At 43.9% G+C, this 25139-nt stretch carries 18 protein-coding genes; 10 read left to right on the top strand and 8 right to left on the bottom strand.

The window, feature by feature from the left end:
• The first annotated feature begins 7 nt into the window (after positions 1 to 7).
• On the top strand, positions 8 to 8206 hold the full coding sequence (locus FBF75_RS15875) for a non-ribosomal peptide synthetase (protein ID WP_136944916.1): 8199 nt from the start codon (positions 8 to 10) through the stop codon (positions 8204 to 8206).
• Positions 8207 to 8212: 6 nt separating this feature from the next.
• Positions 8213 to 8953, top strand: coding sequence for a thioesterase II family protein (locus FBF75_RS15880; RefSeq protein WP_025206732.1), 741 nt, complete (start codon positions 8213 to 8215; stop codon positions 8951 to 8953).
• 38 nt (positions 8954 to 8991) lie between these two features.
• Here FBF75_RS15880 and FBF75_RS15885 read toward each other — a convergent pair whose 3' ends face one another.
• Positions 8992 to 9906, bottom strand: a complete 915-nt coding sequence (locus FBF75_RS15885) for a DMT family transporter (RefSeq protein WP_008347299.1) — start codon at positions 9904 to 9906, stop codon at positions 8992 to 8994.
• Positions 9907 to 10037: 131 nt separating this feature from the next.
• Between FBF75_RS15885 and FBF75_RS15890 the strand changes: the two genes are divergently transcribed.
• A complete protein-coding gene (locus tag FBF75_RS15890) occupies positions 10038 to 11375 on the top strand; it encodes an aminotransferase-like domain-containing protein (RefSeq protein WP_136944917.1) in 1338 nt (445 codons plus the stop codon).
• Here FBF75_RS15890 and FBF75_RS15895 read toward each other — a convergent pair.
• A complete protein-coding gene (locus FBF75_RS15895) occupies positions 11362 to 12063 on the bottom strand; it encodes a 4'-phosphopantetheinyl transferase family protein (protein ID WP_136944918.1) in 702 nt (233 codons plus the stop codon). The two genes, FBF75_RS15890 and FBF75_RS15895, sit on opposite strands and share 14 nt — an antisense overlap.
• 143 nt (positions 12064 to 12206) lie before the next feature.
• Between FBF75_RS15895 and FBF75_RS15900 the strand changes: the two genes are divergently transcribed.
• Positions 12207 to 13067: an effector binding domain-containing protein gene (locus tag FBF75_RS15900; protein WP_025206735.1), complete on the top strand. Its 861-nt coding sequence runs from the start codon at positions 12207 to 12209 to the stop codon at positions 13065 to 13067.
• Positions 13068 to 13092: 25 nt separating this feature from the next.
• Here FBF75_RS15900 and FBF75_RS15905 read toward each other — a convergent pair whose 3' ends face one another.
• The 5 genes from FBF75_RS15905 to tcyA form a co-directional block, all read right to left on the bottom strand.
• Entirely contained in the window at positions 13093 to 13683 is a 591-nt protein-coding gene (locus FBF75_RS15905) for a hypothetical protein (protein WP_017358533.1), read from the bottom strand.
• 85 nt (positions 13684 to 13768) lie between these two features.
• Positions 13769 to 14413, bottom strand: coding sequence for a YczE/YyaS/YitT family protein (locus FBF75_RS15910; protein WP_007498187.1), 645 nt, complete (start codon positions 14411 to 14413; stop codon positions 13769 to 13771).
• Between the two features lie 142 nt (positions 14414 to 14555).
• Positions 14556 to 15299: an amino acid ABC transporter ATP-binding protein gene (locus FBF75_RS15915; protein ID WP_007498183.1), complete on the bottom strand. Its 744-nt coding sequence runs from the start codon at positions 15297 to 15299 to the stop codon at positions 14556 to 14558.
• Positions 15300 to 15311: 12 nt separating this feature from the next.
• A complete protein-coding gene (locus FBF75_RS15920; protein ID WP_017366604.1) occupies positions 15312 to 16004 on the bottom strand; it encodes an amino acid ABC transporter permease in 693 nt (230 codons plus the stop codon).
• A complete protein-coding gene (gene tcyA / locus FBF75_RS15925; protein WP_007498178.1) occupies positions 15991 to 16806 on the bottom strand; it encodes a cystine ABC transporter substrate-binding lipoprotein TcyA in 816 nt (271 codons plus the stop codon). Before tcyA ends, FBF75_RS15920 begins: the two co-directional genes overlap by 14 nt.
• 361 nt (positions 16807 to 17167) lie before the next feature.
• Between tcyA and FBF75_RS19950 the strand changes: the two genes are divergently transcribed.
• The 3 genes from FBF75_RS19950 (at position 17168) to FBF75_RS15935 (ending at position 19508) form a co-directional block, all read left to right on the top strand.
• The gene (locus FBF75_RS19950; protein WP_276606735.1) at positions 17168 to 17452 is read left to right on the top strand and encodes a dienelactone hydrolase family protein; all 285 of its coding nucleotides are present in this window, start codon (positions 17168 to 17170) and stop codon (positions 17450 to 17452) included.
• Between the two features lies 1 nt (position 17453).
• The gene (locus FBF75_RS19955) at positions 17454 to 17786 is read left to right on the top strand and encodes a dienelactone hydrolase family protein (RefSeq protein WP_276606736.1); all 333 of its coding nucleotides are present in this window, start codon (positions 17454 to 17456) and stop codon (positions 17784 to 17786) included.
• Between the two features lie 288 nt (positions 17787 to 18074).
• Entirely contained in the window at positions 18075 to 19508 is a 1434-nt protein-coding gene (locus FBF75_RS15935; RefSeq protein WP_039166248.1) for an amino acid permease, read from the top strand.
• A gap of 44 nt (positions 19509 to 19552) precedes the next feature.
• Here the strand turns inward: FBF75_RS15935 and FBF75_RS15940 are convergent, their stop codons facing one another.
• On the bottom strand, positions 19553 to 21046 hold the full coding sequence (locus FBF75_RS15940) for a peptide MFS transporter (RefSeq protein ID WP_136944919.1): 1494 nt from the start codon (positions 21044 to 21046) through the stop codon (positions 19553 to 19555).
• Positions 21047 to 21309: 263 nt separating this feature from the next.
• Here FBF75_RS15940 and FBF75_RS15945 point away from each other — a divergent pair, with 263 nt between their 5' ends.
• The 3 genes from FBF75_RS15945 (at position 21310) to FBF75_RS15955 (ending at position 25139) form a co-directional block, all read left to right on the top strand.
• Entirely contained in the window at positions 21310 to 23094 is a 1785-nt protein-coding gene (locus FBF75_RS15945) for a right-handed parallel beta-helix repeat-containing protein (protein WP_136944920.1), read from the top strand.
• Positions 23095 to 23292: 198 nt separating this feature from the next.
• Positions 23293 to 24618: an LLM class flavin-dependent oxidoreductase gene (locus FBF75_RS15950; RefSeq protein ID WP_136944921.1), complete on the top strand. Its 1326-nt coding sequence runs from the start codon at positions 23293 to 23295 to the stop codon at positions 24616 to 24618.
• A gap of 17 nt (positions 24619 to 24635) precedes the next feature.
• Positions 24636 to 25139 carry a GNAT family N-acetyltransferase gene (locus FBF75_RS15955; RefSeq protein WP_025206740.1) on the top strand — a complete coding sequence of 168 codons (504 nt, stop codon included), beginning with the start codon at positions 24636 to 24638 and terminating at the stop codon, positions 25137 to 25139.

A 25139-nucleotide genomic window follows, 5' to 3' on the forward strand; every position in this document is an offset into this window, starting at 1 on the left:
AAGAAGAATGCTAGTTAGTAGACGAAAAGGAAATGCAGCAAATCATATTGTCAGGATCAATGGAAAACGAATCGATCTCAAAGCATTAGAGAAAGTCTTCATGCTTCACTTTCCACTAAAGGAATGTGCGCTCATCCCGAAGAAAAATCAAGAAGGAGGCCTATCGCTTGTGCTTTTTGCACAAGCGAAGGACCCTTCGCTGACAAGAGAGGATTTGATGAAAGGCCCGCTTCATCCTGATGAAGTGCCAGCCACACTCGTCCTCGTCCCTTCCTTGCCGCGAAAAGAAAGTGGAGCGGTCGATACCGAGGCGCTGCTTGCCATTGATGTACTAGATGAAGAGGAACGAAGAAAGATAGAAGAGCGCACGAAAGCCATAGATGGAGTAGAGGAAGCAGCCGTTTTGATAGAGAGTCAGACAGAAAAACAAACACCCTATCATTTAGATGACCTCTTCCCAGATAGACAGCGTACAAATGGAAACGAATCGTTTTCAAAAGATGAAGTCAGCCAAACCATACAATCCTCCGCACAAGAAAAACCACCAGCTCTTGTTTATGGAGGTGATGTGATCAGAAAGCCAGGTACACCAGTCACATTGACAGAGGTACTGATCCGAGCCGCCTTTATGTCACCAAATCGCGGAGTCACGTATCTCAAAGAAGGCGGTCATGAGGTGATCCAGACTTACCCGGAATTACTCACAGGAGCGGAACGTGTCCTATCTGGATTAAGGGCAGCCGGACTTTCAAACGGCGATCAAGTGCTGCTTCAATTGAAGGACCATCAAGATTTTATCACGGTATTCTGGGGCTGTATTCTCGGTGGAATCATTCCAACCCCAGTCTCTGTACCGCCTGTGTATGATGAAATGAATCAAGGAGTGAACAAGCTCAAGGGCGTGTTTCAGCTGCAAAATGAGCCATTCATTATTACAAACGAAGCGAGTGCTGAGGACATTGCAGGACTGCGTGAAACATTTGAATCAAAAGCGATTCCGATTTTAACAATCGAAACATTACTTGCCTGTGATCCAGATGAACAGCATTATGAGCCAGAGCCGGATGAGCCTGTGCTTCAGTTGCTGTCCTCAGGAAGTACGGGTGTGCCAAAGTGTATCCGGCACAACCATCAAAGCATTTTATCTAGAATCATTTCCTTTGAGCAGGCAAATGGTTTCACGCATGAGGATGTATCAATGAACTGGATGCCGCTTGATCATGTAGGGGGCATTGTCATGTTTCATGTACATGATGTGTACCTCGGCTGCCAGCAAATTAGTCCATCCATTGATCAATTTATCGAACGGCCGATGGTGTGGCTGGATTGGGTAGAAAGATACGGTGTCACAAGGACGTGGGCGCCAAACTTTGCCTTTGCGATGATGAATGAATATGAAGACGACATTCGCAAAGGGAGCTGGGATCTCTCCACCTTGACCTATATCATGAACGCCGCCGAAGCAGTTGTTCCAAAAGTGACGCAGCGTTTCATGCACATCATGGGTGAGCACGGATTAAGCCGCCATGCGATGGTGCCGGCTTATGGCATGTCAGAAACATCATCAGCCATTGTCCAGTCAAAAGAATTCATGCGTCATGATGATCAGGGTGGACAACTGACCATTGATCAGACCTCATTAACAAGTGAGATTCAATATGTGGCGCACGATCATCCGCACAAGATGACCTTTACAGAAGTTGGTGCACCCATCCCTTCTGTATGGATTCGGATTGTAGACGAGCATCACCATGTGCTGCCAGAAGATCAAGTCGGCCGCTTGCAGGTGAAGAGTCCAACGATTATGATGGGCTACTATCAAAATGAGGAAGCGAATGAAGAAGTATTTGCGGAAAACGGCTGGTTTCATACAGGAGATTTAGGATTTATTCATGAAGGGCGCCTAGTCCTCACAGGACGGGAAAAGGATATCATCGTCATCAACGGAGCGAACTATTTGAATTACGAAATTGAAGCCGTTGTGGAAGAGGTTGAGGGGGTTGAAGTCACCTTTGCCGCTGCGTACGGCATTTACAATCCCGAATCAAGTAATGACACACTCGCCGTCTTTTTTGTCACGCAGAAGGATTCGATAGAGGATCAAATCACAATGATTCAGCAGATTAGAGAGAGCATCATTCGCAAAATGGGAATCGAACCTGACCACATCATTCCGGTGAAAAAAGACCAATTTCCGAAAACAGAAAGCGGAAAAATCCAACGTGCTCAACTAGGTGCGGCACTGAAAGCTGGGGTGTTTCATGACATTGAACGTGCACTTGATCTTGCTTCGGAAAATGAACAAACCCTCCCAGATTGGTTCTTTAAACGTATTTGGGTAAAAGAGAATATCGGTCCATCTCAGCCGGTATCCACTGATCATGTACTCGTATTTGAGGATGAAAAAGGGCTTTATCCATCGCTTTATGCCCAATTTGAACAAATGAACCTATCTTATGTTTCTGTGAAAAAGGGTCATGAATTTTTACGCCTGTCAAAAGGGATGTATCAGATGAACCCTCGAATCAAGGGGGATTACGTCAGGCTTGTGGCGGCGCTTGAAGCCGATGAATTAAAAATTGACCGTATGCTTCACTTGTGGAATGTGTCAGACAAGGAGATGATTGCGAGCCCTGCGCAGTTCAAAGAACTGAATGCAAGCACCAGCCAATCCATTTTGTATTTGTATCAAGCATTGAGACAAGAAAATAAAGAGCCGATGCGTCTCGTTGTTGTCACAAAAGGTGGTCAATTGGTGAAACCGCAAGATGAGCTTCATGTGGAGAAAACGTCTCTTGCCGGATTATTAAAAACCATCCCGCAAGAATGGGAAGGGGCAGAAGTGTCTCACCTTGATATTGAAGCGGAGAATGTGGAACAGGATGCCAAGCATATTGCGGACGAACTAGGTGCGATTCATTTGAAAGCAGAAGTGTCTTACCGGCATGGCCAGCGCCTCGTACCAAAGCTGGAAAAAGTGAATATGATGACGGCACCTCAGACAGAAGGGTTTTTAGAATATGAAGGCTTGTACTTGCTGACTGGCGGGCTTGGCGGTATTGGATTTGAACTGTCTAAGCAAATGCTCCAATTTGGCTTGAAGCTCGTGTTAATTGGACGGACATCCCTTGAAGAAGACAGAGAAAAAGAGGCGTCATTCTCACAGCTTAAAGGTCTGGGAGACGTCCTTTATGTACAAGCCGATGTGACGAATTTATGTGACGTCGAGCAGGCGATTTATGAAGCAGAAAAGCATTTCGGACAGTCGATCCGAGGAGCGCTTCATTTAGCCGGTGCTGGCAATGTATCTGAGCACTTTCAGCATGTGGATACGTACACACTGGCTCATACAACAGAAGAAGATTTCGTCAAAGAACTTTCAGGGAAGGCAGACGGTGCTTGGGTGCTGCAGGAAGCTTTCAAGCATGATCCGTCAGTGCCACTCGTCTTTTTTGGATCAGTGAATGGCTTTTTTGGTGGTACCACATTTGGTGCATATTCTGCGGCAAACAGCTTTTTAGATGGACTCGCACATGCCCTTACCTATCATGAGGGAAGAAGAGCGATTTCGTTGAATTTCAGTATGTGGGATAATCTTGGTTTGTCTAAGGGACATACTGGGGCTGCGCTAACCGTTCGCAAGGGCTTTCAATTGATTGGAAAAAAACAAGGGCTCCATTCATTATGTCTAGGTGTTCGGCTGAATGAAGCGCATCTATTTATCGGCCTAGATGGGGCGAATCAAGAAATCGCTGAACATCTTCAACCAGCACCAATGCCGCTTTTTGAAAAGAAACTGTACTATACGGTGCAATCAGGCAAAGAAGTGGATGCTGACAAGATCACAGACATCATAGAGGGGAAATGGGACATCAGGCAAGTGGAAGATATACCGAAAAAACAAGATGGCTCTATTGATCACGAAGCCCTCAAACAGTTCCATCACAAACACGCACAGCCGTTTGAAAAGCAATTGCCAGAAACGAAGACAGAGCAGGTGCTTGCGGCCATATGGGAGGATATTTTAGAAGTCGATCGTGTGTACAAAGAGGATCAATTCTTTGATCTTGGTGGACATTCATTAAAGGCCACTCAAACGATTTCTCGTATTAATCATGAGTTTTCAATAAAGGCACCGCTAAAAATATTGTTTGAAAGCAAGAATCTGGCACACTTGGCACAAATGGTCGATGACATCAATGGAGCACCAGCCATTCAGAAAGCCAGTATTCCAAAGCTAGAAAAACGAACAAGCTATGAGCTGTCACACGCTCAAAAGCGGATTTGGTTCTTATCTACATTAGAAAAGAGCCATCATTACAATATATTAGGTGCTTGGAAGCTGATGGGCCAAGTACACATCCAAACGTTAACAAAGGCGATCGGTCTCTTAACAAAACGTCATGAAGCACTTCGCGCAACATTTCAAACCATTGGCGGCAAGCCGGTTCAAGTCATCCGTGAAGACCTTCCGCCATCAGTAACCGTTGCGAATTTCTCATTATTTAATGAAAAAACAAGAGCGAGAAGATTGGAACAGCTGATTCAGCAAGAGGCGAACCGCATCTATGACTTAGAACGGGGTCCGCTTGCACAATGGACAATTGTTGATATGGGGAAAGAGGAATATTACTTGCTTTGTGCGCAGCATCATATCATTTCCGATGCATGGTCGCTCAGCCTGCTTATTCAAGAATTAGAAGTCGTGTATGGTGCGCTATTATCAGAGAAAATGCCTGAGCTACCTGCACTTGAGATTGAATGGACTGATTATGTTCATTGGGAGAATGAGCAATTAAAGAACCACCATGAGGCTCAGAGCTATTGGCTAGAAACGTTACAAGGAGAGTTGCCGGTATTAGAGCTCCCGTTTGACCGTCCTCGTCCGCCGGTTCAAACATTTAATGGGGCTACAGAGCAAATCGTGATAGATGAACCGCTTGTTCGGCGTTTACATGCCTTGTCGAGGCAGCAGGGGACAACACTATTTATGACGATGTTGTCAGCCTATTATGTCCTGCTTCACAAGTTGTCTGGACAAACAGATGTCATTGTTGGATCGCCGATCGCTGGCCGTGATGTCGAACAATCAGAGAAGCTCGTCGGCATGTTTGTCAATACATTGGCGCTGAGACAGGACGTTTCAAAAGCCAATACCTTTGCCGATTTACTGGCAAAGGTGAAAGAAATGACGTTAAAAGCCTTTGAGCATCAGCATTATCCATTCGACAAGCTTGTGGATGACCTTTCAATGGATAGAGACCTAAGTCGTTCACCGATCTTCCAAGTCGCCATGGGGTATGTCACTGATTCGCTGGATATCAACCTAAAAGGACTGACATCGGAACAAGTGATGGTCCATCATACCGTCTCTAAATTTGATCTCACCTTGCATGTATTTGAGCAGGAGGACAAGCTGTCTATCCATGTGGAATATAATACGGATTTATTTGAGCAAGAAACGATCCACCGTATGATGAATTATTATCTCAATCTGTTAGATGGCATGACGGCTCAGCCTGAACGGACATTCGCTGACTTTTGCGTCATGGACAAAACAGAACAGAATGCCATGATCATAGGAAAAAATCAAACTGACACGCCTTATCCAAAGCGTACGCTGCAAGAACTATTTGAAGAACAAGTGCAGCGTGATCCGCACCGGATTGCTGTATCTTATATGGAAGAGCATATGACGTATCAAGATTTAGACGAGAAGGCGACAAAACTGGCTGCCTATTTACAGTCAAAGGGCGTTGGACCCGGTTCACTTGTCCCGATGCTGTTTGATCGTTCGTTTGACATGATGGTCTCAGTTCTAGGGATCGTCAAGTCGGGTGCTGCTTATGTACCGATGTCACCTGAGTATCCAGATGCCCGCATCGGTCTGATCGTTCGCGATACACAAAGCGATATCATTTTAACCCAGTCGCATCTGATCAATCGTTTAGACGATCTGAGCGGCACAAAGATTGAAATGGACAAGCCGTTACCAGAAACAGGCGCAGTGTATCAAAGGGAAAAATCGATTGTAGGAGAAGACCAGCTTGCCTATGTGAACTACACTTCAGGCTCAACAGGCACACCAAAAGGCGTGATGCTTCCTCATGCAGGGGTGATCCGCTTAGTGAAAGAAACAAACTATATTGAGCTTGGTTCAGAAGATAAAATGCTTCAGCTGTCTAACTATGCATTTGATGCCTTTACCTTTGAATTATGGGGAATGCTGCTAAGTGGCGGTCAGCTGGTTCTGATCCCGAAATATGCTGCTCTGAATATGGACGAATTAACTCGGTTAATCAAAACGCATCAAGTCACAGCCAACTGTTTGCCAACTGCATTATTCAACCGGCTGATTGAACATGATCCAAAAAGTGTAGCTGGATACCGTACATTACTTGTTGGCGGAGAAGCCATGTCTAGTGAGCATGCACGAAAGGCATTGCCACATATGAAGGGTGTGCTGATCAATGCTTACGGTCCAACAGAAAACACAACATTAGCGACCACTTATCAAGTCACACACGTACCGGAGGATGCAAGATCAGTGCCAATCGGTGTGCCAGTCGCCAACTCAACGGTTGTCATACTAGATGATCATCTCAATCCAGTACCAACAGGCGTCAAAGGAGAAATCTATATCGGCGGAACAGGGCTGGCAAAAGGATATCTGCATGACCCAGAGCGCACGGAGGAGCGGTTTATTGACAATCCATTCCCGGCATTAAAAGGGGACAAACTGTATCGTTCCGGTGACCTAGGGAAATGGCGGTCTGATGGCAGTATTGAATACCTTGGCCGAAAAGACAACTTGGTCAAAATTAGAGGCTACCGAATTGAATGTGGAGAAATTGAGACAGCCCTGCTCAAACATCCACAAGTAAAAGAATGTACCGTCATTGCTAAAACGTACGGCAGCTCAAAACGGCTGGCAGCCTACCTTGTCACAGATGGGGGAGAGCCTGTTCCCGGATGGAAAGCATTTTTACAGGAAAGCCTGCCAGGCTATATGATTCCAAGTTACTTTATCGTACTTGACGCAATTCCTGTCACAACAAATGGGAAGGTCGATCAAAAAGCATTGCCGGAGCCGACAGACGCAGTCTCATCCTCACATGAAGACGATCAACCGGCAACAGAAACACAGCAGCTGATTGTGACAGCTTTCAGTGAAGTGCTTGGTGTCAAACGAGTAGGAATTCATGATTCATTCTTTGATTTAGGTGGAGATTCCATTATGAGTATTCAAGCCGTTGCCAAATTAAAAGAAAAAGGTGTCCGTGTTGATCCGAAATGGATTTTTATGCACCCAGCGCCAGCACAGTTAGCGGCATATTTGGACACAGTGCCTGAAACAGGCGAGCCTGTCGAAAGAGCGCCGAAAGACTATGTAATCGAGTTGAAAAAAGGGGATCCGGCTGAACCGAGAATTTTCTTTGCACCGCCTGCTGGTGGAACGGTGATGGGGTATATCGATGTGGCAAAGCTCATGACACATGAAGGAGCTGTTTACGCCTTGCAGTCTCCAGGCTTATATGAGGATGAAGAACCACAATTCCTTCATTATACAGAGCTTGTCACCATTTTTATTGAAGCCATTGAGACATTCTATCGACCAGGCATTGATTATTTGGCAGGGCATTCTATGGGCGGACATCTTGCTTACGGAATGAATCAGAGACTCTGTCATGCAGGAAAAGCGCCAAAAGGATTGATCATTTTAGATACGGTTCCGGTATTAAGAGATGAGGCAGATCAAGCGCTTCATGCCGATATGAACGAAGAAGAAGTGAAAATGCTCGCCCTCGTCCTAGGTATGGGGAACCTCGTCGGCATCAAACCAGAAGCATTACAAGGGCTCAGCTTCCAAGAAGTGAAGCAGAAAATCCTCAAAGAAGCAGAAAAGGATGAAGTCGTTCATCAATTTATGAATGATCACTATTTAGATAAATACTTGCAAATGCAGACTCATAATACCATCATGTCACAAGCCATTGAATTAGAAAAAGACCCATTCTCTGTGCCGTTTTATATTATACAAAGCAGCGATCACGCCACAGATTTCCAGAAGAAATTTGCCGATTGGGAAGCTTACACGAGAGAAACGTGCTCGTATTATCAAATAAAAGGCGACCATGTGACCATGATGAAAAGACCGCAGGCAGATCAACTTGCGCAGATTCTTGAAACGATCGTAAAGGGGTAAGGACGTATGAACCAATTATTTAAAACCTTTGAAAAAAAATCAGATCTCATTCAGCTTATTTGTTTTCCTTTTGCTGGCGGATATTCCGCCTCTTACCGTCCGCTCTTTGAACAGCTGAAGGACACGGCCGAAGTGACAGCAGCAGAGCCTCCGGGTCATGGAACGAACCTCATGCCGCTTGAAACAAGCATTGACCGGCTGGCTGAATTGTATAAAGAAGGACTGACAGGCAAATTAAACCGTCCATTTATTTTGTTCGGACATTCCATGGGCGGACTTGTGGTGTACAGGCTGACTCAGTTGCTAGAAAGGGAAGGCATCGATCCGGCAGCGGTTGTCATTTCTGCCATTCAGCCACCGCAAACAAAAAGACAAATATTGACCCATTTATCGAATGAAGCATTTGTTCAGCATATCGCTGAAATGGGCGGGATTCCAAAAGAATTGTTAGAGAACAAGCCAATGATGGATTACTTTACACCATCCTTACGTGCCGACTATCAAGCATTAGAATCCTTCCAGCACACAGACAAAACGATCATTAAATCACCCGTTTATTTATTGAACGGAAAGCAAGATAAAAAATGCATGGAAGACGCAGCCGGCTGGCTAACATGGGCAAACGCCATCGAACGCACTGATTTCGAAGGAGGCCACATGTATATCAACACACACCTCGAGCGGTTCGCAGAACATATGAGGCATGTCATTGAGCAGACAACAAAAAGGCAATTCATCAACCAATAAAAGAAAACAACGGCCCTGTCAAACGAGGGCCGTTTTCTTTATGAATTCCCCTTCCTCACCACATTCCCGCCAATCACTCCGCCAATGACGAGCACAGCTCCGATGAGGTGAACCATATCAATCGTTTCATGTAAAATAAGCACGCCAGCGGCAATGGTAATGAAAGCAGAAAGATTGTTAAAGATACTCACCTTTGCTGCTTCAAGGTGGGAAAGAGCATAGTTTGATAAATACGCTGTGAGCAGTGATGAGAGAATGCCTAAAAACAGCATAGACCATACAAAGGATGGCTGCGTAAACGGACTGAAAAACTGCGGTAGTGTAGCATGTACCGAGTGCCGAATGAGAGCAGCAGCATTAAAGAAGACAAATCCAAAGAATGTCATCACGAAAGTCAGTTCAATGACATGGAATCGCCGTGTCATCACTCTGGCAAATACGCTATAGGCACTGGATGATAAGGCTGAAAGTAAGATCAGCACATAACCAATGAGATGAGAATGTTTCACATCAATTCCCTTCACCACAAAGAGGAGCATCACCCCGGACACAGAAAGAATGGTAAACAGCACCTGAATCGAGGTAGGACGTTCCTTTAAACACCATGCTGCAAGCACCATTGTCAAAATAGGGATGGTCGCCTGAATAATGCCGGCCTCTGATGAAGAGGTAAACATCAGCCCCCACACTTGAAATGCAAAAAACAACACAGGATAAAGCAAGGAAAATGGCACAATGTAAATGAGATCACGCCATTGAATGGAAAAACGGTACTTTTTTCGTAAAAATGGAAATAACAAAAGAGCCGCTGCAAAAGAAACAGTAAATCGGTGTGCCAATACATCAATTGGATTCGCTGATGCTAAAGCCACTTTGACAAACAAGAATGAAAAACCAATTATACAGGCGTATGCGATCGAAGCAGCATACGCTTTTTGTTTTGACATATCCATCAGATTTCTCCTTACACGAGCATGCATGCTTCAGTTGAATTGACCGGTTCTGTCTTTTTATCGTAAACGGATCAAGTAAAGTGTACAATAAGAGTTATTGATATCTGTACCGGTACAAGGAGGGTAGTGCTGTGAGGAAATATGATCACCTTGTGTTGAATATAAAAAACAAAATCGAGAGCGGTGAATACAATGCTGGAATGAAAATCCCATCCATTCGTCACTTAGCGGCTCAATATGCTGTGAGCAAAAGCACTGTCATAAAAGCACTAGATACATTAGAGCGTGAACACTTGCTGTACTCTGTAGAAAGAAGTGGCTATTTTGTCGTAAAAACCAATCAGTCAGCTGTTAAGAAGGGCAGCACATGGATTGATTTTGCTTCCTCTGCGCCTGATCCCATTGTGTTTCCGTATGTCGATTTTCAGCACTGCATCAATCAAGCGATTGATCTGTATCAAAATGATTTATTTATCTATGGCACCACCAATGGATTACCATCTTTACTGCCAATCATTTCAAAGCGTTTAACGGATTATCAAGTGTTTGCCTCTCCAGAACAGATCGTCATGACTTCTGGTATTCAGCTGGCTTTATCGATTTTAAGCACCATCCCGTTTCCAAATGGAAAACAGACCATATTGGTCGAACAGCCAGGCTATCACCTATTCCTCCAATACTTAGAGAAAAACCAGCTGCCTGTCCGGGGGATTCAGCGGACGAAAAAAGGACTCGATCTTCAGGAATTGGAGCGTATCTTCCGGGAGGAGGATATTCGCTTTTTCTATACGATGCCAAGATTTCAAAACCCGCTTGGAACGAGTCTGTCGAAACAAGAAAAAATAGCGATTGCAGCCCTTGCCGAAGCATATGATGTCTACATCGTTGAAGACGATTATTTGGCTGATTTAGAATTCGATACAAAAAGAGACCCGATCTATTCATATGATCGGGCGGGGAAGGTCATTTATTTAAAAAGCTTCTCAAAAATCATTTTTCCGGGGCTTAGAACAGGTGCTGTCGTCTTACCAAACGAGCTGATTGGCCCCTTTAGTGAACATAAACGGCTGATTGATATCGACAGCTCGATGCTCTCGCAAGCTGCTTTAGAAATTTATTTGAAAAGCGGGATGTTTGAGCGTCATAGAGAAAGGATGCAGGCGACCTATAGAGCTCGATCCAAACAACTTGTGGCCTGTTTGAAAAATGATCAAGGCGCTTATGAGCTGGGAGAAGAGGAGCCAGCTACCCATACCCACGTTCGTGTCGACCGGTCCATTCCGATGAATCAGCTCATTCAGCAGCTAAAAAAGGCTTCTGTGATGGTTCAGCCGATCGACCGCCATTTCATTTCTACTTATCAAAAGGAGCCTATACTTCAACTGAACATTTGGCATGTAAAAGAAGAGGAAATCGCACGAGGCATCGATTTGCTCAAGTCATCACTTCAACAAATCACACGTTATTAAGGCGAGACAGCATGTTCTCACAAGTGAGTATCTCGACATGCTCAGCCGCAGCGGGTTTTCTTGTACAAACCGCCATTTGGTAGGCAGGATCAAGCGAATATGTTTGGACAACGCAAGGGGCTTCGTGATCAGGTAATCTCAAAGTAGCCTGTCCATCCTCTGACAAGCGAGCGGTAAAGGATGAAAGACCATAGGATATTCCCTTCCCTGTCAGCTTAATAAAAGCCTCCTTCATGGACCATAAATGAAAGAAATAGGCTTCCTGCTGTTCTGCCGGTTGTGAGAGTAAATCTTGATATTCGTCAGCTGAAAAAAATCGTTTGGCAATGGCTAAATCAATCGGTTTAATCTCTTCAATATCAATGCCAACAGGCGCATCATCTACTGCGCCCACGACCCAATCACCAGAGTGAGAAAGATTAAAATGAAAAGAAGGAATTTGCCGGACAACAGGCTTTCCCTTCCCTTCTGTTTCAAAAATGATCTGTTCCATAGGCAGTGCGTACATCTCATGAATGATGTGACGAATCAGTACCTCACCTAAAAGCGTTCTTCTTGCATCGATCAAAAAACGAAAGCGCTCAGCGGCGGCGCGTTTTTCAAGTGACACAAAAGGCTTCAGCTGTTCTATTTGTTTTCGTGCATTTTTATCATCTAAAGGTTGTAATTGAATAGCGAAAATCTTCATAACGGACCTCGATTTTTTACATTTATTGTACCATTGGATGAACACATGCAAAAGAGAAACAGACATCCTGTTCAATGAAAGCACAAAATGACAGGAAGGTGCGGGCGGTTCTCGATATAGTGGAAAAGGAAGGAGAGGGAAAAATGATTCACTTGATCATGGATAGTATCAATTATATGGAAGAGAGGCTGGATCAGCCTTTGCAGATCGAAGAAGTGGCAGAGGCCGCCTGTATGTCTAAATTTCATTATCAGCGGCTATTCCATATGCTGACGGGAATTGCAGTAGCAGAATATATTCGCAAAAGACGATTAACCCTTGCGGCAGAAGAATTCATGACCAAGCAAGTGAAAGTCATTGATGCGGCGGTGAAGTATGGCTATGAAACCCCAGAGTCGTTTGCGAAAGCCTTCAAGCGGCATCATGGATATACACCGGCAGCAGTGAAAACAGGCGAGTATACAGTGAAAGCATACCCCCGTCTCTCCTTCGAACTTCAAATAAAAGGAGTCGAACCGATGCATTATCGAATTGTGGAAAAGGATTCATTTTCAATCATGGGCAGAAGACTAAAGACAACAACAAAGAATAGCCAAAACAAACAGGATATTCCCGCCTTTTGGAAGCGTGTCAATCAAGAAGGATGGACGGATTCACTGGCTCATGTAGCTGGAGAACTCGGATATATCGGTGTATGTGCACATTTTGATGAAACGCTTGAAACATTTGACTATATCATTGGGATTGAGCAAGGTGAGGAAGAACCAGATTCGACCATGACAGTCGAGCAGATTCCGGCCAGTACGTGGGCTGTATTTCAGGCAAAGGGGCCTGTCGAAATCGCTGTGCATTCAACATGGACACGTATTTTCACAGAATGGTTTCCTGCCTCAGGATATGAGCATGCTGGGGGAATGGAGATGGAAACGTACCCTTTAGATGGAGAGATAAATTCTCCAGATCATGTGACATTGATTTGGATTCCAATCCGTAAACAATCATAAAAAAGGCAGCGTATCTCGCTGCTTTTTATCCTTGTGTGAGGACGTGAACACCGTTTGGATCGGTCGTATTCATCCCATGAGAATCTATCATCTTCACTTCAAGTAAAGAGAGACGTTCTCCCTTTTTCCAATGAATAGGTTGTGTCAAACCGTCCAGCAACTGATCGACCGTAGGTGTATGAGTCAAATCAGGTACTGCGATCGTCATCTCGGCAATTGCTTCTTCACCAGTTTCAATCACATCTGTCCGCCGCTGCAATTCAAGCCTTAAGCGCATCGGTGTAGAAAGAAACGTTCTTCGCTCCCCGGTCTGGATTGCCCAGTTTCTCTTTTGCGCTTGTACCAGCAGCTGATCATATTCATCATCAGTCACTAGAAAGCCGATGTGATCAAAAAGGACTTTTTTACTATAACCAAATGTGATATTGATCTGTCCCTTTCTCATCTCAATGATTCGGAAAGAGGGCTTCTTCTCTCTAAAATCATCCCATGTCTGCGGAGGGGGAAAGGAACCTTCCTTTGCGAAACGCCCCTTTACTTCAAAGCCTAATGAGGTGTACGCCTTCTCTGTCTCCTCAACAAATGGTGTCCAGTAATGATAATGGAAAAGCTGCATCAGAGGATCATCTCCTGTTTTAAGAATATTGCGTCTATTTAGTTTAGCACAAAACAAGCCATTCATTTAGTAGAATGGCTTGTTCTTATCGGGTAAGGGTCTGAACAGGTTTCTCCGCTGTTTTTGTAATGAGCAGTTGCAAGAGCCGTGTCGATTGTGGCAATGAAAAGCGAAGGACGAGTCCGGTAAAGATGGCCGTCAGAATCGTTCCAATGCCAATCGGGCCGCCGAGCATCCATGCAAATAGGAGCACGGTTAACTCAATACCATTTCGAACCCACTGCACGTTCAGCCCCGTTTTTGCTGAGATGAGCAACATTAATGAATCCCTTGGCCCAGCGCCAAGGTTGGCTGAGACATAAATGCCAACGCCATACCCAGACACAATCACGCCCGTAATAAACACATATAAAGCAGGTAAATACCCATGTGGTGCAGGTAATACTGCATTAAAGAAATCAATAAACACGCCGATCAGCACCATATTGAGCAGGGCGCCGATCTTTGGAAAAGATTTCGTGAAAACAGATGTCAGTGTCACAATCAGTGCACCAATAATGATCGACCATTGTCCAATGGTTAAACCAAAATGCTGAAACAGTCCATAATGAAAAGCGTCCCACGGACCAATGCCAAGGATCTTTCCCTTCACTGTCAGCGATAGTCCAAAAGCAAGTACAATTAATCCAACAAAATAAAAAAACCAACGTAAAAGATGTTCCCGCTTCAAAAGCTTTCCCTTCTTTCTTAAACACTCGATTTCAATCGTAACATACTCGCACGCCCCTTTAAATGGCTTTGCTTAATGTAATCGCTTACTTTGAAAGAGGTAAAAAAAGGCTGTTCTCACATGATGAGAACAGCCTTTTTGATCACACTGGATTCAAAATCCGGTTTAAGAATTGTTTTGTTCGTTCTTCCTTTGGTCGTTTGAAGATTTCTTCCGGAGGACCTTGTTCGACGATGACGCCGCCATCAATAAAAATCACTTCGTCCGCCACTTCTTGGGCAAACTTGATTTCATGTGTGACAACCGCCATCGTCCAGCCTTCTTTCGCTAAATCCTTCATGACCTTTAAGACTTCCCCGACAAGCTCAGGATCAAGCGCAGAGGTTGGTTCATCAAAAAGCATAAGCTCTGGCTGAATGGCAAGTGCACGGGCAATGCCGACACGCTGCTTTTGACCGCCTGACAGCTGGAAGGGATACAAATCTTTTTTATCCTCAAGTCCTACCTTTTGCAGAAGCTGAATCGCTTCTTTTCGCACCGCTTCTTTCGGACGGCGCTGGACTTGGACTGGACCTTCCATCACATTCTCAAGAACAGTGCGATGTGGGAACAGATGATAATCTTGAAACACCATGCCTGACTTCCGGCGAAGCTTGAGCAAATCAGCTTGTTTATTTTTTTTAGAAAAATCAATCGAGAAATCATCGAAGGTAAAGGAGCCGGCATTTGGAATTTCAAGTGCATTTAAACAGCGAAGCATCGTTGTTTTTCCTGAACCTGATGGACCAAGAATCGCCACAACCTGCCCTTTGTTGATCGTAAAATCAATCGACTTTAAAATCTCATTTTCACCAAAGGATTTGTTTAAGCCTTTGACTGTTAGCATGTCGTTCCCTCCTTACCTTGCGACATATCGATCAAGTCGTTTTTCAATTTGGTGTTGAACGAGCGATAGAATGAAGCAGAATACCCAATAGATCAGGGCTGCTTCCATATAAATAAATAATATTTGATCCAAGTTCGCCGCAGCAATTTCCTGTGATTTACGGAACATCTCTGCCACAAGGATTTGGGAGGCAAGCGATGTATCTTTCACCAAACTAATGAATGAATTAGACAGCGGCGGAATCGATACACGCACTGCCTGCGGTAAAATCACGCGGACGAGCGTTTTGCGATGGGTCATCCCAATCGAATAACCAGCTTCCCATTGTCCTTTAGGAACAGACAGGACGGATGCACGGATAATCTCTGACGCATACGCACCTACGTTTAATGAAAAAGCAATAATGGCACTTGGATATGGATCTAGTGTGATATTAAATGTCGGAAAGAAATAGAAAATAATAAACAATTGCACAAAAAGCGGCGTTCCGCGAACGGCCGACACATAGATGGAGAAAATCCATCTGAGGGCTTTGATTTTAGACATTCTAGCAAGAGCTGTCACAAGCGCGATAAAAAGACCAATAATGAAGGCAATGATGGCAAGGGGGATTGTATAATAAATCCCCTGCATCACCATTGGCCAAAAAGATTGCTGAAGAAGATCCCAAGGAATGACGACTCCTAGGGTATTACTTTGTAACATCTTCACCAAACCATTTCTTAGAAATCTTAGCAAGTGTACCGTCTTTTTTCATTTCTTTTAATGCGCCATTCACTTTGTCAACGACTTCGCCGCTGCCTTTTCTGAAGGCAAAATACGTTTCTTGTGGATCTCCTGTTTCAAATGCAACTTTTAGGTTTTTGTTACCGCTTGTTTTCAAGTAATTCAAGACAGCTAATTTATCATTGAACGTCAAATCAGCACGCCCTTGCTGAATCAATTGAATGGATTGTGCAAGACCTTCAACCCCTTCAATTTTAGCGCCAGCATCTGTAGCTAATTTGTTATAGTTACTTGTTAATGATTGCGCTGCTTTTTTGCCTTTCACATCAGAAAGTTTCTTGATGTCATTGTTATCTGATTTTGTCACAACAATGGCTTGAGACGTTGTGTATTTATCAGAGAAATCATATTGATTTTCACGTCCAGTTTTACCAACTTGGTTCGCTACCACATCAAAACGTTTAGAATTCAGACCAGCAAACATGCTGTCCCATTGTGTTTCTTTGAATTCTGGTTTTAAGTCAAGACGTTTTGCGACTTCTGTGATGACCTCGACATCATAGCCAGTTAATTTATCTGTTTTTTTGTCATGGAAGGTGAAAGGAGCATATGTACCTTCTGTACCGATGGTTAATACGCCTTTATCCTGAATGGATTTCCAAAGGTCACCTGATTCCTTAGACCCAGATTGTTTATTTGCGCTGTCATTTGCAGCTGATCCACATGCTGTGATCAATGCAACACAAGCGCCTAAAATAATGGCAAAGAACATTTTTTTCATTTTATTCCCCACTTTTCTTGTTGGTATTTACAACATATGATCTTACAGAGAAGCAACCTAAAAGTAAAGCATTTGAAACTAGCTTGAGCGAATCTCACCAACTTTATGCCTTGAACTGGTTGAACGGATAAACGATAGAACTATACCCAAAACAAAAGGTGGATAAAACCAAACGCATTCTCAAACGATGATGAAGAGAGTTCGATTGATGAGAATGTGAGATAGACTACTTAATGGTAAAATATGCTATGATTTTCACATCGAAAGAAGTTTATGTGGGTGTTGATTAGTCGACTTAAATGACTTTCTAAAGTACAAGATCCTCCAGTGAACAAACGGAATAAAAGGGAAGTGTGATCATTTGCATACATCGAAACAAAAACCTGTCATGATTTTAGTACACGAAATATACGGAATAAATGATCATATGAAGAGTATGATCGATCATTTTGACAAAGCTGGTTTTGAGGTTTATTGTCCTCATTTATTAGGACAGGCTAAACACTTCCCTTATGCCAGTGAGAATGAGGCATATGACTACTTTATGAATAAAGTTGGTTTTGATGAATCGGTAAAGATCGTATTGAATGTGGCAAAAGAGGTAAAAACGAAAAATGCAGAGAGACATATGTCTGATAGGTTTTAGTGTGGGGGCAACAATTGCTTGGCAATGCAGCCAATATGATCAGTTGTTTACCGGAGTCATTGGATTTTATGGTTCAAGGATAAGAGATTTTCTCGATATGAAGCCTGCCTGCAATACGTTGTTATTTTTCTCGGAAGTTGAAGCATCTTTTAACCCACGGGAGGTTGCGAATGTTTTGGAGAAAAAGGAAAAGCTTTGCGTGAAAATAGTAAAGGGGCAGCATGGGTTCGCCAATCCAGATTCTACGACTTTTCACGCTGAATCTAAAAATCGCTGCTTTCAAGAAATCGATGGTTTTATCAAAGAGTGTCTACAAAAGAAAAATGACTCATGACTGTTTGAAATGAGACTCGAATAGAGGGAAATGAAACCAGTGTGTCATGTAAGTTTGCATGCTGGTTTTTTCGTGCAATTCTTTTGGATATAAGGCATCCTATCAAATGATCAGAATCACCGTATAGTTGTGCGAACATTACTAAAATAAAGACTTTGTAACAGTGACGATAGAAGGAAGCATATTTATTATAAAAGATGTATAATTAGTAGGTTGTTTTGAAAATGGAATAATTACATGGAGACATGTTTTGATAACAGAACATCTTAGAAGAAGGAGGGCATCATTGTGGATGTTGGACAAAATCAGCCCGAACAATTGAAAAGGGCGATGACCTCCCGCCATTTATTTATGATTTCTCTTGGCGGTGTCATTGGGACAGGCTTTTTCCTTGGAACAGGCTATACGATTGGGCAAGCAGGGCCAGTTGGAGCTGTTCTTTCCTATATTGTGGGCGGATTGATTATGTATTTAACCATGCTGTGTCTTGGAGAGCTCTCAGTCGCGCTTCCTGTGTCGGGGTCGTTTCATACGTATGCGACGAAATTTGTGAGTCCTGCAGCAGGATTTGCTGTTGGCTGGATTTATTGGCTTGGCTGGGCAGCCACTGTGGCGCTGGAATTTTTATCAGCAGGGCAGCTGATGAGACGCTGGCTTCCACAAGTGGATGTGTGGATTTGGTGTCTCATATTTGGGCTGTGTTTGTTCTTATTAAATGCCAGGTCAGCGAAAGCGTTCGGGGAGTCGGAGTTTTTCTTTTCAACCATTAAGATTGTTGCCATCTTACTATTTATTGGCGTAGGCGGAGCGGCGATGTTTGGTTTTATTCAAACGACGAGCGGGGAACCAGCTCCTTACTTTAGTCATTTTGTGAGTGACGGTCTGTTTCCGAATGGCTTGCTGGCCGTTGTCGTCACGATGATCACGGTGAATTTTTCGTTTCAAGGGACGGAGCTGATCGGGATTGCGGCAGGAGAAAGTGAAAATCCGGAGAAAACCGTACCTCGCTCTATTCATCAGACGGTTTGGCGCACCCTTGTCTTTTTCGTTTTATCTATTTTTGTCTTAGCGGGTATGGTGCCTTGGAAAGAAGCGAGTGTGCTGCAAAGCCCATTTGTCACTGTGTTTGAGAGAACGGGCATTCCTTATGCGGCAGATATCATGAACTTTGTCATTATCATTGCTTTATTATCTGTGGCGAACTCTGGCCTATATGCCTCTACGAGAATGCTGTACTCTTTGTCGAAGGAAGGAATGGCAGGGAGGGCGTTTAGACGAGTCAATCAGCGGGGCATCCCGATGAATGCCTTACTGCTCACTTTCCTGTTTACAGGTATTTCGTTATTATCAGGATTCTTTGCAGAGAAAACCGTTTTTGCTTGGATCGTGTCAATTGCGGGCATGAGTGCCCAAACAGGCTGGATTACGATTACATTATCACAGCTGCTTTTCCGCAGAAGATATTTGAAAGCAGGCGGAAAGCTGGAAAACCTAAAATTTAAAACCCCTCTTTATCCGGCACTGCCGATTATTGCGATCACGCTGAACTCGATTGTGCTAATCAGTCTTGCCTTTGATGCGGAGCAGCGGATTGGGCTGTATGTCGGCGTACCGCTCATGATCATTGGATATGTTGTCTATCACCGCTATGTGAAAAAACATCAGGTGAAAAGTGAACCGCTCCAGCTGCAAATCCACGGAGATGATGAGATTCGGTTTTAATTCAAAAAAAGAAGCCTTCCCATTTGGGAGGCTTCTTTTTCAATTTAATGCACGCCCTTCATCGCTTTCTTAATCACCGGTGTAAGCAGGAGCATAGCGCCACATAAAATGATGGCGAGCATGCCGATGATCCCGAAATAGACGGTTTCTGGCACTTTATCAAATAGCTTGACCACTTGCGCATTGATGGCCTGTGCCATTGCATTTGAAAGGAACCAAAGGCTCATCGTTTGCGCTGAGAAGGCAGCAGGTGCCAGTTTTGTTGTGGCTGACAGCCCAACTGGTGATAAGCAAAGCTCTCCGATGACGACAAGGAAGAAGCTTAGAACGAGCCATAGTGGGCTTACAAGTGTATGTGGTCCAGACATGTAGGCAGGAATGATCATGATGATAAAGGATAATCCTGCGAACAGAAGGCCAAGTGAGAATTTAATCGGGGTAGACGGCTGTTTCTTACCGAGTCTGACCCATAACCAAGCAAATACTGGTGACAGGAGCACAATAAAGATTGGGTTCAATGATTGGAACCAAGAAGAGGCTAATGTCATGCCAAGGAAATTCAAGTTTGTTCGCTGATCTGCATATGTGGCTAAAATATTTGAGCCTTGTTCTTGAATGGCCCAGAACATCACCGCAGCTAGGAACAATGGAATATAAGCGAGTACCCTCGACTGCTCCACTGCACTCGTTTTTTTACTAAAATACATCACAATAAAATAAACAATTGGAATCAGCACACCAAGGACACTGACAAACCAAGTGAATAGATTAATCGTGAGCGCTCCTGTTTGAATACCGATGACAGCAAAAACAGCAAGTACAATCACGATCAATGTACCGAAAATTTTGAAGTTCTTGCGTTCAGCAGCTGATAGTGGATTTGTGACATAAGTGCCGGCAAGTCCAAGATTCGGCTTTTTCGTGATGACAAACGTAATCAGTCCAACAAGCATACCAACGGCAGCGAGTGAGAAACCAAGGTGGAAATTCACTTTTTGACCGAGTGTTCCGACAATTAATGGGGCGATAAAACCACCCATGTTGATCCCCATATAGAAAATACTGAATCCAGAATCCCTGCGGGGGTCTGTTTTTGTATACAGGTCACCGACTATGTTTGATACGTTCGGCTTTAGGAGACCTGTTCCAATAATAATCAGCCCCATACTAATAAAGAGCGCTGTTGCTCCGCTAGGCAGTGCCAAAATGACATGACCAAGCATAATGAATACCCCGCCATAAAAGACCGTACTGGACGAACCAAATACCCGGTCGGCAAGCCATCCGCCAATAATGCCTGACATGTAGACAAGCGCACCATAGACAGACATGATCGAATTAGCGGTTGTCTGGTCGAAGCCAAGACCGCCTTTTGTCACCTCTGTGTACATATAATAAATAAGCAGTGCACGCATGCCATAATAAGAAAAACGCTCCCAAAATTCAGTGAAAAACAGTGTGTAAAGCCCTTTAGGATGTCCAAAAAACCCTTTTTGAGGAACACTTTTAACAATTTTATCGTGGTCAATTGTAGACATGGCATAGATCCTTTCTTAAAAAAAGAGATATGAGAAAAATGATATTCTTGTATAGTTCTTGTGTCAATATAAAACTATTCTAAAACAGGAAAATGTTAGTTCAATAGGCGTAAAGACTCAAAAAGATGAAAAATTCGCTCAAGTAAAAATCATCGGAAAGTTATTTCGGAAGAATTTATATAAAATTTGAAATATCGTACAAGCAAACCTTTCCCACATGCATAGGATGACAAGAGGACATGTGTAAAAAGGAGGGGTTTTCATTGGGGGATGTAAATAAATCTGATCTGAAGAAACCCGTTGTCAATGTAATAGACTTTGGCGTGATTGCTGACGGGAAAACGGACTGTACAGCGAAACTGAACGAATGCCTGGAATGGACAAAAGCACAGGGCTACTCCCACGTCTGGTTGCCGAGTGGAACGTATCTAATAGATGCGGTGTACAGGGGGGATCAATTTTTTCCTTTTCGTCATGCCGGCATACGAGTGCCAAGTCATATTTGTATTGAGATGGCATCAGATGCCGTCATCAAAGTGAAACCAAATGATTCGTGGGGATATGCAGCCTTTTATATAGGAGAGGTAGAGCATGTGACCATTCGGGGCGGGCGGATTGAAGGCGACCGTGATGAGCATGTGTACAAGGCGCTCCCGCCAGAAAGAAAAACACATGAATGGGGCTTCGGGGTGTGTATTGAAGGTGCTTCCCATGTGAATATCGATCGTGTTCAAATCAACAATTGTACGGGAGACGGCATCATTGTCAGTCCGCACGGTTTATTGACCCATATCGAATCGTACTCGCCTGCTTCGTCAATTCATATTTCTGGCTGCACCATCACTGACTCAAGGCGAAACAATATTTCTATTACAGGCTGTGATGGTGTCATTGTGGAAGACTGTTTGCTTGAAAGGGCAGGGGTAAACGGGGTCGAGCCAAAAATGGGCATTGATATTGAAGGATACGGAGAAAATGCGACCAACTTGGAGGAACCGCTGAATATTCAAATTCGAAACAACATAGTCAGAGGCGGCGCAGCCAGCTCTATCTATAATTTCAACGGCTATGGTGTGATCATTGAAGGCAATCAAACGGACAGCAGTATCTCCTATGGCTTCGCCACTGAAATGATCATTGCGAATAATTTGATTCGTGCAGTGAGAGGGGGCGTGACAAAAGCAGGGATTACGAGCTTAGGTGTGCCGCTTGATCAATCGGAAAACAATGTGATCATTATTGGCAATATGATTGAAGGGTTTGAAAAGGGTATTGATGTGAGGGGAGACAGCGTGCACATCACAGGTAATAAAATCAGTCTTTTTGAAGATGCGGCTGTGTCTGTCTATATGGCCAATCGTATTTTAATAGAAGGAAACCATATTGAGTCAGGGACAAACACACGGCTTAGAAGTACATCGCTGCGTATTTATCAATCAGACAGCATTGTCTTTTCAAACAATACCGTCTACTCTGTCATCGATGCGGCGATGGTCAGAGGAACGAATATCTTAATTCAGCATAATCAATTCAAGGAATTCAGCCGAGGGATATGGGTGCAGGAAGGAGAAGCGGGGATCAACGGCAATCACTTTATTCAAGAAGGACATTCACAGCTCGCATCTTCGTATACGATCAGCGTGACAGGAAATGCAAAGGCTTTCATTTGGCAGAATCGTTTTAAGCATTATCAAAACTACGCTGTCTACAGCAATTCGACCGCTCCTTTAGAGATTAAAGACAATTCCTTTGAAGAAACGTCCTTATATGTGGTGATGTATATTAAAAATGGCTCACCCCAAATTGGTGATAACCGCTTTTATTTAAATCGTTCAATCGGACAGCCGACAGCCGTTTTTCTTGATGAGGTTGTCTCAGCACGTGTGCTGCGGAATAACATCATTAATCTGTCTCCTCAAAAAGCGATTGCCGTCCGCACCATATCTTCCACTCATTCGGTGATTGCCCATAACGTACTGGAGCGCAGTCAACTGATGACACACTCTACGGACCGGCTCATCGGAAATATTGAAATTGATCCGCCGTAAACGCCTGTAAATCCCTTTTTTTGGAGGTTCAGAAGGCGGTTGACAATCATGTAAAAAGGGCATATAGTAATAATTATTTTTCATTTTTCACAACATTTGCCCTTTTTTTATGGATAAAACCGATTAATTCAATCAGAAAAATGTATCTTGTAAAAAGAACTGCTTGATACAGGAAGATATAGAAAGGATGAAGAACAAGTGTCACAGCCGAAACGGAAGCTCAAGCTAGGCGTATTCATCGCAGGAACTGGACATCATGTCGCCTCTTGGAGACATCCGAAAGCAGTACCAGACGCAGCCATGAATCTTGATTACTTTAAACAATTAGCGAAAAAGGCCGAGGAAGGGAAGCTGGATTTGCTCTTTTTAGCCGACAGCTTATCAATTAATCATACATCTCATCCAAATGTATTAACGAGATTTGAACCGCTCACCCTGCTTTCTTCGATTGCAGAGTCTACCTCAACAATTGGTTTAGCAGCAACAGCATCAACTACATACAGTGAGCCATTCCATATTGCGAGACAGTTTGCCTCACTCGATCATTTATCAGGCGGACGAGCAGCATGGAATGTGGTCACATCTTCTATTGAAGAAACAGCGAAAAATTTTAGCGGAGAAGAGCACTTAGCGCACCACAAACGATACGAACGAGCTGAAGAATTCGTCGATGTTGTCAAAGGTCTGTGGGATTCTTGGGAAGAGGACGCACTTATCAGAAACCAAGAAACAGGAGAATTCTTTGAGTCTAGTAAGCTTCATGAGCTTCAGCACAAAGGTGAATTCTTCTCCGTACGGGGTCCGCTTAACGTATCACGCACCCCTCAAGGACAGCCAGTGATCATCCAAGCAGGGTCTTCTGAAGATGGTCAAAAGCTTGCGGCTAAAACGGCTGAGCTTATTTTTACGGCACAAAACGATCTCGACAAAGCGAAGGAATTTTACCAAAGCTTGAAGGGAAAAGTAGAGGCTGCTGGACGAGCTAGAGAGGATGTCAGCATCATGCCGGGCATCTTCCCAATCATTGCCGATACTGTCGAAGAAGCAAAAGCGAAGTATGAAGAATTACAAGAGCTGATTGTTCCAGAAATCGGCCTTAGCATTTTACAAAACTACTTAGGGGGTATTGATCTTTCCCAGTATCCACTAGACGGACCACTTCCAGAGATTGATCCAAGCGCGTCAAATGCCGTGAAAAGCCGCTTTGACCTTGTGATGAATATGGCGAGAAAGGACAACCTGACCATTCGCCAGCTCTACCAATCTGTTGCAGGGTCCCGTGGGCACCATATCTTCATTGGAACACCAGAGCAGCTAGCAGATGTGATGGAGACATGGCTCGTTGAGGAAGCAGCCGACGGTTTTAACGTGATGCCGCCATTATTGCCAGAAGGACTTGATGCCTTCGTAGACTGCGTCGTTCCGATCCTTCAGGAAAGAGGCCTGTTCAAAACAGAATACACAGGACAAACTTTACGAGAAAATCTCGGCTTAAAACAGCCAAAAAATCGCTACACGACATAAAGGTGAGGTGACTAACGTTGGGATATACGTTTCGTCTGGCAACTGAGGATGATATAGAAGCGCTGCTTGAACTGACAACAAGAGCCTATGAACCGATTCGTGAGCTCGGCATCCAGTTCCAAGCAGCACATGCAGATATCGCCCTCGTTCAGAAAAATGTACAAAAGAACCTTTGCTATGTAATGGAAGAAAACGGAGAGCTTCTCTCCACCTTATCACTCCGTATGCCGTGGGGAGAACAGCCAGGACCATTCGGCGTTCCGCATATTTGGTGGTTTGCTTCAGAACCAGCGGCAAAAAAAGGCACAGGCTCAGCCTTGCTTGAGTGGGTTGAAACGGAAGTGCTAAGGGACACACTAAAGGTACCGTTTGTCTCTCTTGGGACAGCTGATAAGCATCCGTGGCTCATGGACATGTATGAGCGTAAAGGCTATGTCAGAGCAGGTGAAAAGGATCTAGGCAAAGGCCATATCACCATTTATTTTAAAAAACAATTACGATCAGATATTACACAACCATAA

It is taken from the genome of Bacillus sp. S2(2019), from assembly GCF_005144805.1.
GTDB classification, from domain to species: domain Bacteria; phylum Bacillota; class Bacilli; order Bacillales; family Bacillaceae; genus Bacillus; species Bacillus altitudinis.

Bases quoted from the DNA above. Each gene is read 5' to 3' on its own strand.
- FBF75_RS15875 (WP_136944916.1), top strand. From the start codon at position 8: ATGCTAGTTAGTAGACGAAAAGGAAATGCAGCAAATCATATTGTCAGG.
- FBF75_RS15880 (WP_025206732.1), top strand. From the start codon at position 8,213: ATGAACCAATTATTTAAAACCTTTGAAAAAAAATCAGATCTCATTCAG.
- FBF75_RS15885 (WP_008347299.1), bottom strand. From the start codon at position 9,906: ATGGATATGTCAAAACAAAAAGCGTATGCTGCTTCGATCGCATACGCC.
- FBF75_RS15895 (WP_136944918.1), bottom strand. From the start codon at position 12,063: ATGAAGATTTTCGCTATTCAATTACAACCTTTAGATGATAAAAATGCA.
- FBF75_RS15900 (WP_025206735.1), top strand. From the start codon at position 12,207: ATGATTCACTTGATCATGGATAGTATCAATTATATGGAAGAGAGGCTG.
- FBF75_RS15905 (WP_017358533.1), bottom strand. From the start codon at position 13,683: ATGCAGCTTTTCCATTATCATTACTGGACACCATTTGTTGAGGAGACA.
- FBF75_RS15915 (WP_007498183.1), bottom strand. From the start codon at position 15,299: ATGCTAACAGTCAAAGGCTTAAACAAATCCTTTGGTGAAAATGAGATT.
- FBF75_RS15920 (WP_017366604.1), bottom strand. From the start codon at position 16,004: ATGTTACAAAGTAATACCCTAGGAGTCGTCATTCCTTGGGATCTTCTT.
- tcyA (WP_007498178.1), bottom strand. From the start codon at position 16,806: ATGAAAAAAATGTTCTTTGCCATTATTTTAGGCGCTTGTGTTGCATTG.
- FBF75_RS15940 (WP_136944919.1), bottom strand. From the start codon at position 21,046: ATGTCTACAATTGACCACGATAAAATTGTTAAAAGTGTTCCTCAAAAA.